This window comes from Roseomonas nitratireducens, from assembly GCF_017813355.1.
Lineage (GTDB): Bacteria > Pseudomonadota > Alphaproteobacteria > Acetobacterales > Acetobacteraceae > Neoroseomonas > Neoroseomonas nitratireducens.
In genome coordinates this window covers 19915-31290 of record NZ_JAGIYZ010000034.1, presented here as the reverse complement: position 1 = coordinate 31290, position 11376 = coordinate 19915, and the positions used below count along the sequence as shown (strand labels likewise).

Sequence of the window (11376 nt, the reverse complement as noted above, 5' to 3'; positions counted from 1 at the left end):
GCTTCGGCTTCCGTGGCGCCGGCGCGGGCGAGCGCCGCGGCGCTCATGCCCTCGGCGGCGGCGCGGCGGCGCTCGGCCTCGGCGGCGGCGGCCTCGGCGGCCTGGCGGCCGCGCGCTTCCTGCCCGGCGCGGGCGAGCGCGTCCTGCGCCTGGCGTTCCAGTTCCTCCCGCAGCGCGGTCAGCGCCTCCACCTGGCGGTTCAGGCGGACGAGGTCGGCGAGCCGCGCCTCGATCGTCGCGCGGTCGGCGGTGACCTGGCGGTTCAGGCTCGCGGCTTCGGCGCGCAGGGCCTCGAGGTCGCGGCGCGCGGATTCGAGTTGCGCGGTCGCCTCGCTCGCGCGCCGTTCCAGCGCGGCGCGCTCGGCCTCCGTGCGGGCGAGGCCGCGGCGCGTCTCGGTCAGGTCGCGGGTGGTGCGGGCGGCGTCGCCGCCGGCGGCCTCGGCGCGGGCCAGCGCCTCGGCCAGTTGCCGTTCCAGCGTCGCGACGCGGTCGGCCGCGCCGCGCGTGCCGAGGCCGACATCGGCGAGCCGCGCGGCGAGGCGTTCCAATTCCGTGCGCGCCGTGTCGCGCTCGGTCGCCAGCCGGTCGCGTTCCTCCCGCAGCAGGCCGAGCGAGCGCAGCGCCGCGTCGCGCGCGGCCGCCGCGGTGGTCAGCTCGGCGGTGGCGCGGGCGAGGCCGCCGCGCAGCTCCTCCGCCTGGCCGCGTTCCAGCGCCAGCAGCTCGGCCAGTTCCGCGACCTGCCGGTTCAGCCGGTCGAGCGCCCGGTCGCGCGAGCTGAGCGCAGCGGAGAGGAACCCCTGCGCCAGCACGAAGACCAGCAGCACGAAGATGATGACCATGAGGAGCGTCGAGAGCGCATCCACATAGCCCGGCCAGGCATCGAGCCCGCCGCGCCCGCGCCGCCGGTCGGAACGCCCGGCCATGTCAGCGCCGCCCCGGCGCGGCGCGGCGCGTCACCGCGGCGGCTCCTCGGCGATCGCGGCGATGGTCCGCGTCAGGATTTTTATTTCATTCCTGATGTCGGCGGTGGTCTGGGCGCGGCCGGCGGCCGTCTCCTCCAGCAGCCGCGTCACCGTGATCTCGAGGTTGCGCAGGTGGCCGCGGATCGCCTCGGCGGATCCGGTGTTCGCCTGGGATTCGGCGATGCGCAGCATCAGCTGGTTGTTGGCGCGCATCTGCTCGGTCAGCACCGTCATGCGCTCGGTCAGCGTCGCCAGCGCCTGGGACGTCGCGGCGCGGCCTTCCTCCCCGCGCGCGAGGATGCCCTGGAGGCCTTCGAGGTTCTCCGCCGTCTGTTCCAGCAGCGCGTTCACATAGGCCGGGATGTTGCCATCCCCTTCCTGGCCCAGCACGCCGGAGGACAGGCGCGTCAGCCCCGCGAGCCATTCCTCCAGCTCATTCGTGAAGCGGTTCTGCGCCTGGCCTGCGGTGAGGTCCATGAAGCCCAGCACCAGCGCGCCGGCGAGGCCGAGCATGGAGGAGGAGAAGGCGATCCCCATGCCTTCCAGCGGCCGGGCGAGCCCGGTCTTCAGCTGGTTGAACAGCGCGTTCAGGTCGCCCGAGCCGACCGACATGTTGCCGATCACGTCGGCCACCGCGCCGATCGTCAGCAGCAGCCCCCAGAAGGTGCCGAGCAGGCCGAGGAAGATCAGCAGCCCGGTCATGTAGCGCGACAACTCGCGCGTCTCGTCCAGGCGGGAGAGGATGCCGTCCATCACGCTGCGCATGGCGATGGCCGAGAGCGAGACGCGTTCCGTCCGCCGCGCCGACAGCATCGAGGCCATGGGCGCGAGCAGCCGCGGCTGCACCGGCGCGTCGCCGCTGCCGCGCACGGACCGGAAGCCCTCCAGCCAGGCGACCTCGTGCCGCAGCATCGTCACCTGGCGCAGGTTCCACACGATGCCGAACAGCAGCACGCCGAGGATGACGCTGTTGAGGATGGTGTTCGCCTCGAAGGCGACGCGCAGTTCGCCCCACAGCATCGCCGTCACGAGGAGGACGGCGGCGAGGAACCCCACCATCCGCCACAGATAGACCATCGGCTGCGTCATCGGCCCCGGCTCTCCGCTGTCGGGCTTGCCACGCCGGGCGGCAGCACGTCCACCCGGTCCGCGCCCGCGCCCATGCGGCCCAACGGGCGCAGATCGATCCGAGTCGCGTCCAGCCCGCCCGCCACCAGCGCGGCCTTGACCGCCTGCGCACGGGCGAGCGAGGCGCGGCGGGCGAGGGAGGCGTCGTTCGCCGGGCCCGAGACCTGCGCTTCCACCGTGATGCGCCCGGCCGGCAGCGTGGCCAGCCGGCCGCCCAGCGCGGCGAGCGCCTCCGCCATCTCGGGCGGCAGCCGGTCGGTGGACAGCGCGAGGCGCACCGCCCCGCCGGCGGAAGCCTCCATGCCCGGCGGCAGCGGCGGGCCGGCCGGGGCGGGGGTGGCCTGGGTTGGCGCGCCGGTGGGCGCGAGGCGCGGCGGCGCGGGCGGCGCCGGCGCGGGTTCGGGCAGTTCCGCCGGCGCGTCCTGCGCGCGCGCCGCGATGGGCGCGAGAAGGGCTGCGAGAAGGGCGCGGCGGCGCATCGTCATCCCGCCGGGCGGGCCTTCACGGCGGCGATGCCCTCGGCCACCACGTCCCGCAGCTTGGGCTGCAGGATGGGGTTGCCGGCGACGACATGGCCCTGCGCATAGGGGTCGCCGCCATCGGGGTCGGTCGCGAAGCCGCCGGCTTCCTTCACCATGATCAGCCCCGCGGCGATGTCCCACTTGTTCAGGCCGAGTTCCCAGAAGCCGTCGTAGCGGCCGGCCGCGACCCAGGCGAGATCCAGCGCCGCCGCGCCGAAGCGCCGCACGCCGGCGACCTGCGGCATGATGCGATGGAGGATGGAGGAGAATTCCGCCTTGCGCGGAACGCCGGCGAAGGGGATGCCGGTGGCGAAGACGGCGTCCTTCATCTCCCGCCGGCCGGACACGCGCAGCCGCCGGTCGTTCAGGAAGGCGCCGACGCCCTTTTCCGCCCAGAACAGATCGTCGGAGGCGGGGTTGTAGACCACGCCGGCCATGATCTCGGTCTTGTCGGCATCGATGCGCTTCTCGATGCCGACCGAGATCGCCCAATGCGGGATGCCGTGCAGGAAGTTGGTGGTACCGTCCAGCGGGTCGACCACCCAGCGCCATTCCCAGGATTCGTCGCCCGAGGCGCCGGATTCCTCCATCAGGAAGGCGAAGCCGGGGCGGGCCTTGGACAACTCCTCCTTCAGCGTCTGCTCGGCGCGCAGGTCGGCCGTGGAGACGAAGTCCGAAGGGCCCTTCACGCTGACCTGGAGCTGCTCGACCTCTCCGAAGTCGCGCAGCAGGCGGCGGCCGGCCTTGCGGACGGCCTGGGTGACGACCTGCATGGCGGGGGAAAGGCGTGCGGAAACAGGCGGCATGCGCGGGGGGAACCTTCGGCGTTTGAAAGAGCGGCGCAGGGGTAGCCGAGGCCGGCCCCGCGGGCCAGCCCCCGCGACGCGTCAGCGGCGGCCGACGCGGTCCACCGGCCCGCCGCGGTTGGCCGGCGTGCCGGGCCGCACGCCCGGGCCGGGCGCGCCCACGCCGGGGGCCACGCCCACGCCAGGGGCGCCCACGCCCACGCCGGGCGCGACACCCACCCCCGGCGCGCCGACGCCCGGGGCGGCGCGCAGCGCGACGCCGGGGCGCGCGACGCAGCCCGCGGGCACGTTGACGTACTGGCAGTAGACGACCGCCTGGGCCGGGGCGGCGAGGGCGGCGAGCCCGAGGGCGGCAAGCAGGAACGGCGTGGCGCGCATGATGGCTTCCTCATCCCGCCCGCCGGTCGCGGGCGGCCCAGGATGCGCGCCGGGCAGGGGCGGGGAAAGGGGCGGGCCGGGGGCGGAACGGCCCCCCCCCGGCGCGATTGACCGCGCCGCGCGGCGGGGGGAGGCTTCGGGCCGCGCAACCAAGGGTGGAAAAGATGTCGGGCAGCTATCCCCATGGCAGCTATGGCTGGTGGAAGGCGAACTACGCCTTCGATGCCGAATACGCGAAGGTCTGCCAGGTCCTCGCCGGCATGGGCTGGGACGTCAGCAAGACGGAGATCGACCACTTCCCGCCCGATTCCACCTATGCCGGCGCCTTCGCCAACGTCGCCTACGAGATGAAGCCGGCCTTCCCGCTGATCTACCCGCTGCACCAGCCATCGAGCGGGCAGTCCTATGGCGGCGGCTACGCCACCAGCAGCAAGAGCAGCAACCTGGCGAAGGAATACCGGTCCATCCTGACGGGCAACATGCAGGGCGGGGATTTCTACGCCGCGCTGAAGCAGGACCTGATCGACAAGATGAACCTGTCGCTGCACGCGACGTCGTCCAACAAGTCCGGCATGGCGGGGCAGCGGACGCTGTTCAACAACCTGCTGCGGCCGGCGGTGGACCTTGCGCGCCACAATGGCTGGATCAGCGAGATGCAGCATTTCGAGCTGCTGTCGATGCTCTACAACGGCTGAGCGGCGCCGCCGGCGGGCTGTGCGGTTCGGCACGCCCGCCCCGGCCGGGCGCTGGCAGGTTGCGCGGGCGCCGGGCAGCCCCCCGGCGGAGGAAGCCCCGCCGATGATCCGCACCCTTGCCGCCGCCCTGCTGTCCCTGGCCCTGCTGGCCGGGCCCGGCCATGCCGCGGGGCCGGCGGCGGAACTGACCGCCGCGCCCGATGCCTGGCGCCTGGCCTATGACAGCATGGACGGGCCGACCGTCGCGGCCACCTACACGCCGGATGCGACGCTGTGGGGCAGCGTGAGTCGCGAGCGCACCATCGGCACCGCGGCGATCGCGGCATATTTCGGCCGGACGCGGCCGGGCGTGGCCGCGACGTCCGTCACCTTCGGGGAGTATTCGCTGCGGGAGGTCGCGCCGGGCGTGGCCGTCGCGTCCGGGCTGTACACCTTCCATCGCCGCATGGCGGATGGGCGGGCGAGCGCCGACCCGTCCCGCTTCAGCATGACCTTCCTGCGCGGGGCGGACGGGCTGTGGCGGATCGCCGACCACCATTCGTCCCGGCTGCCGGCCGCCCCCTGAAGCGGGGAGGCCGGCGGGCGCGTTACTTCGCGCGTTCGTAGTAGGTGCCGTCGGCGGTCTTCACGACGATCTTTTCCCCCGCCGTGATGAAGGGGGGGACCATGACCTTCACGCCGTTCGACATCACCGCCGGCTTGTAGGAGGAGGAGGCGGTCTGCCCCTTCACCACCGGGTCGGCTTCCACGACTTCGAGGACGATGGTCTCGGGCAGGTCCATCGAGACGGGTTCGCCTTCGATGAGCTTGACGTTGACGGTCATGTTTTCCTGCAGGAAGGGCAGGCGGTCGCCGAGGATGTCCTTGGACACCACGGTCTGCTCGAAGCTTTCCGGGTCCATCAGGACGAGGTTGTCGTCATCGGCGTAGGAGTAGGTGAATTCCTTGTCCTCGGTGGTCAGGCGCTCGACGGTGTCGGCCGTGCGCCAGCGCTGGTCCTTCTTGGCGCCGGTCTTCACGTTGCGCATTTCCACCTGGATGACGGCCGCGCCCTTCCCGGGGATCATGATGTTCTGCTTGAGGATGGTGTAGCGAGCCCCTTCGAACTCGATGACCATGCCGGCACGCATTTGGTTGGCTTGCATCTTTGCCATGGGGGCGGGGTCCTATCAGAAATTTCCGCAGGCGACCGCGACGCTGAGGCGTTCGCCTGACTGTCGAAAGCCCGAGGCGTTTAGTCGGCGCACACGTGCGACGCAACCGATGAGCGACGACGCGGACCTCTAACAGGATCGCTGTTGCTAAGTCCGGAACACCGGACCGACGTGAGCGAGCAAAGCTTCACGGCGCTCGCGTCGGCTCTTCAAATCTGACGCAGCTCGCGATACCGCTTTGGCATATTTTTCAATTAGCTGAGACGGTACATCAGAGTTCTTTGCGCCCTTTATATAATCATCTACCGCAGTTCCAAACTTTATCAGGCCCTTTTGCAGATTTTGCCGCCCAGATTTCGTTAGCGGCAGCTCCTTTTGCATTTCTGCGCAAACTAAAAATAAAGTGTAAAAATCGGATTTCTTCCGCCAGCGTGAGATTTGAATGACATTATGCATCGAATGTAATTCTGTCATCACAACATTAAACATTGTTTTGAGTTCGTCTTTTCGAGCGAATTCTTCTTCGTATGCCGAATACCAGCGATCCAGCGACTCTTTTTTGTTTTGTGGTCCATGCAAATAAGCAATAGATATTTCGCTAATGAATTCAATGTCTAACATTCTTCGGAAATCATTTGGCGTAAATACACCGAAGTCAGCCCATCGGTTATCCTCGGCTATAGATTCAATCGATTCTAGAAATTCACCCCAATAAGTTGCATGCCGAAGCTCCTGTTTATTCAGAGCGACAACGTTGCGATTTAGCCTTTGAAATATGCTTCGCAATTCGGGATCTGGCACTTCTGGCATTTTTCTAACAACAAATGAGTAATTAAAAATTGTTTTCTTTTGTGATTCAGAGAGTTCTTCAAATCTAAGGCCCGCAAAGCCAGGCACCTCTTCGGCAGTCAAGGCATATCTTCCAGAAATAAAATCTAGGCACGCACGGATTCGCTGTTGTCCGTCAACAATGACATAAGTCTGATTTCCGGTCGCGTCGCTGTATTCCTGCATATAGATTTCTGGAATGGGATAGCCCTGAAGAATCGTATCAATGAGATACGATTTCTGTTTATCGGTCCAAACCGGATTGCGTTGGAACGGCGGGCGAAGCTCTAGCTCACCTGCGGCGGAGCGACTATTGAACCAGGCAACTGTATATGTTGCATGATCAAGAAAGTTTGAGCGCATGCTAAGCCTCAAGAAGCTGGTGTTTGAGCTTTAGGACGCCTTCAGCCTGATAATCACGGAGTGAGTCGTAGTCTCGGTACAACCTGAATTTTACTTCACGCGCTTCGGTGGGCTTTACCCCGCTCATTTTCGCCATCGCGATCGTCCAGTCGCGACGAAAACTCAAGAACGGTAGCACACGATCGGCGGCGATGCAGCCGTAGAAAAGATAAAGCTGCTTCTGTGATTTTAGCGCCTGCGCGTCGGCTGGCGTGCGAGCATCAGAGGCGCGGACCGACCGAAGTGAACGCCAGGCCAAATGAAAGTAAAAATCGGAGATAATGGCTACATCAATATCAGAATCTTTTGAGAATTCCGAAAAATTTTTGTTCGGACTTAGACTGTATCCGACACACCCGCTTCCAATTATGCATATATTTCGAGAATCGACCTCAATGAGTTCGGATAATTGTTCGCGCCAAATTCTAAATTGCGCACGATTGTCCTGAAATACGTGTGGAACCCTATCTAGTATAAATTCGGACACGACATGCCTTTCCGGCTTTGTCTTGATCGCCGTCTTCAGGTCGTCGAGCTTTGTAGATAACATCGGCTCCGGTTCGGAAAGCGCGCATAAAACTTTGAAAACGGTATCGTCCGGAGGGCACACTAGCAAGCGGTCCGGCAACATTTCCGCAAGCTAATCGCCCAAGTGCCCACCAGTAACTTGCCCTGTCCCTCAACACCCCACCGCCCCCACAAACCCCTCCGCCGCATACGCCAAGATTGCCCGGTCCCGCGTCACCACCGGCACCCCCATCGTCTGCGCCGTCGCCACGATGAACCTATCCGCCGGGTCGGCGTGGAACCCGCCGGGCAGGGCGCTCGCCCGCCACATGATCTCCCGCGTCAGCGGCGCCTCGCGCAGGCCGGGGGCGGCGAAGACGCGCGCGATCCAGGTCTCCGGGTCAGGCAGCAGCACCAGCGGCGGCCGCTGTCCCCGCGGGCGGCACAATTGCCCGATCTCCCACGCCGTCGCGGCCGAGACATAGGCCCCGTCGCCCTTCGCCGCCGCGCGGATCGCCGCGCGCCCGGCCTCGCCCATGGCCTCCCCCTGCGCCAGCCACAGCACCGCGCAGGTGTCGAGCAGGACCGCGCTCACCGGTGCAGGATGCCCAGCTCCGCGTCGGTCGGCTCGTCCCCGCCGGTCGGCGCCGTCAGGTCGAGCCCCGGCGGGACGATCACGCTGCCGCGCAGGAACCCGTGCAGGTCGCCTTCCGCCGGCGCCGCAGGCTTCGTCACCACCGCGACCACCTTCCCCCGCTTCGTGACCTCCAGCCGCGCGATCGCGCCGCTGTTCACCTGGTCCAGCAGGTCGAGGCACTTGGCCTTGAACTCGGTCGCGTTCACTTCGCGGACCTCACTCATGACCATATCTCCTGACCAGTCATCTGGAGTGGTCATATAGGGTATCGCGCGCCCTCCCGCACCCGAATTCGGCGGGGGAGGGGGCGGCGCCGTCACACCCGCAGGCATGCGCGGGTTCGCCGTCGCGCCCTCCCCGCCGAACTCGAACCGGGCGGGCCTGAAGGCCGAGACATCGAGGCCCGAGAGGTCCTGCGCGAGGAAGGCCTCGGCCTCGGCGTCGGTCGTCAGGGGCGGGATGGTCCTGGGCGGGCTCATGGTCGCGGGCTCTCCCGGCATGCGTGTCTCAGGGGGCGGATGGGCGTCTGGCCGCCGCGAGCTGTATATTCTGCCCACGAAACATACGCGCCGCCACTCATCCAAGGCCACGACCACCCGTCATGCCTGATCGTGCTCGACAAACAGAAAAAATTCCTATACAAAATCCCCCATGCGCCCCCACCCCTTCCGCCCCCTCACCGATGCCGAGTTCGCCATCCTCGACCGGCTCCTCCCCGCCACCGAGGGCCGTCGCGGTCGCCCCCCGCGGGACCGGCGCCGCACGCTGGATGCCATCTTCTGGGTCGCCTGTTCCAAGGGCCCGTGGAAGGCCTTGCCGGCGGAATTCGGCAAGCCGGACACCGCGTCCCGCCAGCTGCGCCGCTGGGCGCGGTCCGGCCATATGGACCTGCTGTTGGGGGAGGTCGCGAACCGCGACAGATATGACAATCTTCTCAAGCAGCTCGCCTGGCGCATCTGCCGCGCCTATCGCCGCATCACGAAGGTGATCGGCATCGGCAGCCTCATGCTGCTCAAGCGCATCGGCCCCTATCCGGCCTTGCCGGCGGAACGGCGTTATCTGCCCGACCTGAATTTGTCCAAAACCGCCAGGCGGCTGACCTTGAAGGCGCTGGAGAACCCCTGGGCCCAGGCCCCCGGCACCTTCTCGACGCTGGCGAGGCTGTTCGCGAAGGCCGCCGGTGCCCGCTGGCGCTGGCGCCTCAAGTGACCCCCCTGTCAGGAAGGGCGGACCCCCGGTTCCCAAAGGCCTTTCGGCCTTTGGCGGGTGGGTGCGGGAGGGCGGCGCCCTCCCGCCGCGTCACCCCACCGGCCGCTTCCCGCCACCTTGCGGTCTCTCCCGCACGAAGGTCGGAATGCCGAACCCCGGCATCCTCCCCCGCAGCGCGCCGACAAGCGCGACGCCCTCGGCATCCGGCACATGGAAGTGCGCCGTCCCCGGCGCCGCGTCCAGCGCGTGCAGGTAGTAGGGCGTGACCCGGTTGCGGATCATGGCGCGGAAAAGGTCTTCCAGCGCTTCCGCGCTGTCGTTCACGCCGCGCAGCAGCACGGTCTGGCCGAGCAGCGGGATGCCCGCCCCGGCCAGCCGGGCGAGGGCGCCGCGCGCCTCGGGGACGAATTCGCGGGCGTGGTTGGCGTGGACGGCGACGAACACGGGCTTGCCGGCATCCATTGCCGCGACCAGCGCCGCGTCCACCCGGCCCGGATCGGCCACCGGCACGCGGCTGTGGATGCGTAGCGTCTCGATGTGGGGAATGGCGGCGAGCCGCGCGAGGATGGCCCCGAGCCGGCGGGGGGAGAGGATGAGCGGGTCGCCCCCGGTCAGGATCGCCTCCCGCACCTGGGGGGTGCGTTCGAACCAGGCGATGGCGGCGTCCAGCTCGGCCTCGGTCAGCAGCCCGCCATCGGGGCCGACGACCTCTCGCCGGAAGCAGAAGCGGCAATACACCGGGCAGGCGAGCAGCGGCTTGAGCAGCGCGCGGTCGGGGTACCGGTGGACCACGCCCTTGACCGGGGTGAAGGGCCCGTCGGCGGTGGGGTCGTCCGTCTCGTGCGGGGCGGTGGTCAGTTCCGCCGCGTCGGGGATGTATTGCCGGGCGATCGGGTCGGCCGGGTCGGCGCGGTCGATCAGCCCGGCGACGTGGTCGGTCACGGCGATGGCGAAGCGCCGGGCGACGCGGGCGGCGGCCGCTTCGGCGGCGGGCGGGATAAGGCCGGCCGCGACCAGCCCCCGCGCGTCGCGGAGGGTGCGTCCCTGGCGCCTGGTGTCTGCCTCCGGCATGGTCGGCGCGGTTACCGGAAGGGCGCCCCGCGCACAATGGACAAAGCCCCCTGGCACCCCGAGCGGCTCGCCGCGCGGCTGCCGTTCCTCGATGCCCGCGCCAGGCTGGCCGCGGCGACGCGCGCCTTCTTCGTCGCGCGCGGGTATCGGGAGGTGGAGACGCCGAGCCTGGTTCCCGCCCCGGGGGCGGAGGTGCATATCCGCGCCTTCGCCACGCGGTTCGAGCCGCATCTGGGCGCGGGGTCCGGGCGGGCGCTGTGGCTGCGCACCTCGCCCGAGATCGCGATCAAGAAGCTGCTGGCGGGCGGCTGCGGGCCGGTCTTCGAACTGGCGCGGGTGTGGCGGAACGGGGAGGTCTCGGCCCGGCACGCGCCGGAATTCACCATGCTGGAATGGTACCGGCCCGGGCTGGGGTTCGAGGGGCTGATGGAGGAGACAGAGGCCTTCGTCCGCGCCGTCTGCCCCCCGGTGGTCGAGCACCAGGGCGTGGCATGCGACCTGAGCCTGCCCTTCGAGCGGCTGACCATGGCCGAGGCCTTCGAGCGGCATTGCGAGGGGCTCGACATCCTCGCGACCGAGGGCGATGCCGGGCGGCTGCGCGACGCGGCGGCTGCGCGCGGCTTCGCGCCGCGGGAGGGGGAGGGGTGGGAAGACCTGTTCTTCCGCCTGCTGCTGGAACGGGTGGAACCGGCGATCGGGCGCGGGCGGGCGACGTTCCTGACGCATTGGCCCGCACCGCAGGCCGCGCTGGCGCGGCGGGATCCGGCCGACCCGCGCGCCGCGCTGCGCTTCGAATTGTTCGTCGCCGGGATCGAGTTGGCCAACGCCTTCGACGAGCTGACGGATGCCGCGGAACAGCGCGCGCGGTTCGAGGAAGCGAACGCCGAGCGCCGCCGCTTGACCGGCGAGCATGGCTGGGAGGTGGACGAGGATTTCATCTCGGCGCTGGAAGCGGGGATGCCGGCGACGGCCGGGATCGCGCTCGGCTTCGATCGGCTGGCGATGCTGGCGGCCGGTGCGAGGACGATCGAGGACGTGCTGTGGCTTCCCGTGTCTTGACCCCGCGCCGCCGCGTCGC

General features: G+C 68.5%; 14 protein-coding genes and 1 pseudogene. 4 read left to right on the top strand and 11 right to left on the bottom strand.

From position 1 onward, the window contains the following. The 5 genes and pseudogenes from J5Y09_RS22520 to J5Y09_RS22500 all read right to left on the bottom strand — a co-directional run. Window positions 1-923: pseudogene (locus J5Y09_RS22520) on the bottom strand (peptidoglycan -binding protein); the annotation flags it as partial. A gap of 30 nt (window positions 924-953) precedes the next feature. After that, on the bottom strand, window positions 954-2051 hold the full coding sequence (locus J5Y09_RS22515; RefSeq protein WP_209354106.1) for a flagellar motor protein MotA: 1098 nt from the start codon (window positions 2049-2051) through the stop codon (window positions 954-956). Beyond that, entirely contained in the window at window positions 2048-2569 is a 522-nt protein-coding gene (locus J5Y09_RS22510; RefSeq protein ID WP_209354105.1) for an OmpA family protein, read from the bottom strand. The genes J5Y09_RS22515 and J5Y09_RS22510 overlap by 4 nt, the downstream gene beginning before the upstream one ends. A 2-nt stretch (window positions 2570-2571) precedes the next feature. Continuing rightward, window positions 2572-3417, bottom strand: coding sequence for an inositol monophosphatase family protein (locus J5Y09_RS22505; protein ID WP_209354104.1), 846 nt, complete (start codon window positions 3415-3417; stop codon window positions 2572-2574). Between the two features lie 81 nt (window positions 3418-3498). Then, entirely contained in the window at window positions 3499-3795 is a 297-nt protein-coding gene (locus J5Y09_RS22500; RefSeq protein WP_209354103.1) for a hypothetical protein, read from the bottom strand. A 164-nt stretch (window positions 3796-3959) separates the two neighbouring features. On the opposite strand from J5Y09_RS22500, the gene J5Y09_RS22495 reads away from it, so the two are divergent. Continuing rightward, entirely contained in the window at window positions 3960-4490 is a 531-nt protein-coding gene (locus J5Y09_RS22495; protein WP_209354102.1) for a hypothetical protein, read from the top strand. Between the two features lie 103 nt (window positions 4491-4593). Next, window positions 4594-5055 carry an SgcJ/EcaC family oxidoreductase gene (locus tag J5Y09_RS22490; RefSeq protein WP_209354101.1) on the top strand — a complete coding sequence of 154 codons (462 nt, stop codon included), beginning with the start codon at window positions 4594-4596 and terminating at the stop codon, window positions 5053-5055. Window positions 5056-5077: 22 nt separating this feature from the next. Here the strand turns inward: J5Y09_RS22490 and efp are convergent, their stop codons facing one another. The 5 genes from efp to J5Y09_RS22465 form a co-directional block, all read right to left on the bottom strand. Then, a complete protein-coding gene (efp, locus tag J5Y09_RS22485) occupies window positions 5078-5644 on the bottom strand; it encodes an elongation factor P (protein WP_209354100.1) in 567 nt (188 codons plus the stop codon). 147 nt (window positions 5645-5791) lie between these two features. Further along, window positions 5792-6835, bottom strand: a complete 1044-nt coding sequence (locus J5Y09_RS22480) for a DUF262 domain-containing protein (protein WP_209354099.1) — start codon at window positions 6833-6835, stop codon at window positions 5792-5794. 1 nt (window position 6836) lies between these two features. Next, complete coding sequence (locus J5Y09_RS22475; protein ID WP_209354098.1) at window positions 6837-7505, bottom strand: hypothetical protein; 669 nt, start codon at window positions 7503-7505, stop codon at window positions 6837-6839. Between the two features lie 48 nt (window positions 7506-7553). Continuing rightward, window positions 7554-7976 carry a type II toxin-antitoxin system VapC family toxin gene (locus J5Y09_RS22470; RefSeq protein ID WP_209354097.1) on the bottom strand — a complete coding sequence of 141 codons (423 nt, stop codon included), beginning with the start codon at window positions 7974-7976 and terminating at the stop codon, window positions 7554-7556. After that, window positions 7973-8242 carry a type II toxin-antitoxin system Phd/YefM family antitoxin gene (locus tag J5Y09_RS22465; protein WP_209354096.1) on the bottom strand — a complete coding sequence of 90 codons (270 nt, stop codon included), beginning with the start codon at window positions 8240-8242 and terminating at the stop codon, window positions 7973-7975. Before J5Y09_RS22465 ends, J5Y09_RS22470 begins: the two co-directional genes overlap by 4 nt. 427 nt (window positions 8243-8669) lie before the next feature. Here J5Y09_RS22465 and J5Y09_RS22460 point away from each other — a divergent pair, with 427 nt between their 5' ends. Continuing rightward, the gene (locus tag J5Y09_RS22460; RefSeq protein WP_209354095.1) at window positions 8670-9227 is read left to right on the top strand and encodes a transposase; all 558 of its coding nucleotides are present in this window, start codon (window positions 8670-8672) and stop codon (window positions 9225-9227) included. Window positions 9228-9317: 90 nt separating this feature from the next. Here J5Y09_RS22460 and J5Y09_RS22455 read toward each other — a convergent pair whose 3' ends face one another. Next, window positions 9318-10298: a lysine-2,3-aminomutase-like protein gene (locus tag J5Y09_RS22455; RefSeq protein ID WP_209354094.1), complete on the bottom strand. Its 981-nt coding sequence runs from the start codon at window positions 10296-10298 to the stop codon at window positions 9318-9320. 36 nt (window positions 10299-10334) lie between these two features. Here J5Y09_RS22455 and epmA point away from each other — a divergent pair, with 36 nt between their 5' ends. Next, complete coding sequence (epmA, locus tag J5Y09_RS22450) at window positions 10335-11357, top strand: EF-P lysine aminoacylase EpmA (RefSeq protein ID WP_209354093.1); 1023 nt, start codon at window positions 10335-10337, stop codon at window positions 11355-11357. Window positions 11358-11376 lie beyond the last annotated feature (19 nt).

What these genes read in the sequence shown, in the direction of transcription:
- J5Y09_RS22465 (WP_209354096.1), bottom strand. Translation starts at nt 8,242, where the DNA reads ATGAGTGAGGTCCGCGAAGTGAACGCGACCGAGTTCAAGGCCAAGTGC.
- J5Y09_RS22455 (WP_209354094.1), bottom strand. Translation starts at nt 10,298, where the DNA reads ATGCCGGAGGCAGACACCAGGCGCCAGGGACGCACCCTCCGCGACGCG.
- J5Y09_RS22515 (WP_209354106.1), bottom strand. Translation starts at nt 2,051, where the DNA reads ATGACGCAGCCGATGGTCTATCTGTGGCGGATGGTGGGGTTCCTCGCC.
- J5Y09_RS22460 (WP_209354095.1), top strand. Translation starts at nt 8,670, where the DNA reads ATGCGCCCCCACCCCTTCCGCCCCCTCACCGATGCCGAGTTCGCCATC.
- J5Y09_RS22510 (WP_209354105.1), bottom strand. Translation starts at nt 2,569, where the DNA reads ATGCGCCGCCGCGCCCTTCTCGCAGCCCTTCTCGCGCCCATCGCGGCG.
- efp (WP_209354100.1), bottom strand. Translation starts at nt 5,644, where the DNA reads ATGGCAAAGATGCAAGCCAACCAAATGCGTGCCGGCATGGTCATCGAG.
- J5Y09_RS22490 (WP_209354101.1), top strand. Translation starts at nt 4,594, where the DNA reads ATGATCCGCACCCTTGCCGCCGCCCTGCTGTCCCTGGCCCTGCTGGCC.
- J5Y09_RS22500 (WP_209354103.1), bottom strand. Translation starts at nt 3,795, where the DNA reads ATGCGCGCCACGCCGTTCCTGCTTGCCGCCCTCGGGCTCGCCGCCCTC.
- J5Y09_RS22480 (WP_209354099.1), bottom strand. Translation starts at nt 6,835, where the DNA reads ATGCGCTCAAACTTTCTTGATCATGCAACATATACAGTTGCCTGGTTC.
- J5Y09_RS22505 (WP_209354104.1), bottom strand. Translation starts at nt 3,417, where the DNA reads ATGCCGCCTGTTTCCGCACGCCTTTCCCCCGCCATGCAGGTCGTCACC.
- J5Y09_RS22475 (WP_209354098.1), bottom strand. Translation starts at nt 7,505, where the DNA reads ATGTTGCCGGACCGCTTGCTAGTGTGCCCTCCGGACGATACCGTTTTC.
- epmA (WP_209354093.1), top strand. Translation starts at nt 10,335, where the DNA reads ATGGACAAAGCCCCCTGGCACCCCGAGCGGCTCGCCGCGCGGCTGCCG.
- J5Y09_RS22495 (WP_209354102.1), top strand. Translation starts at nt 3,960, where the DNA reads ATGTCGGGCAGCTATCCCCATGGCAGCTATGGCTGGTGGAAGGCGAAC.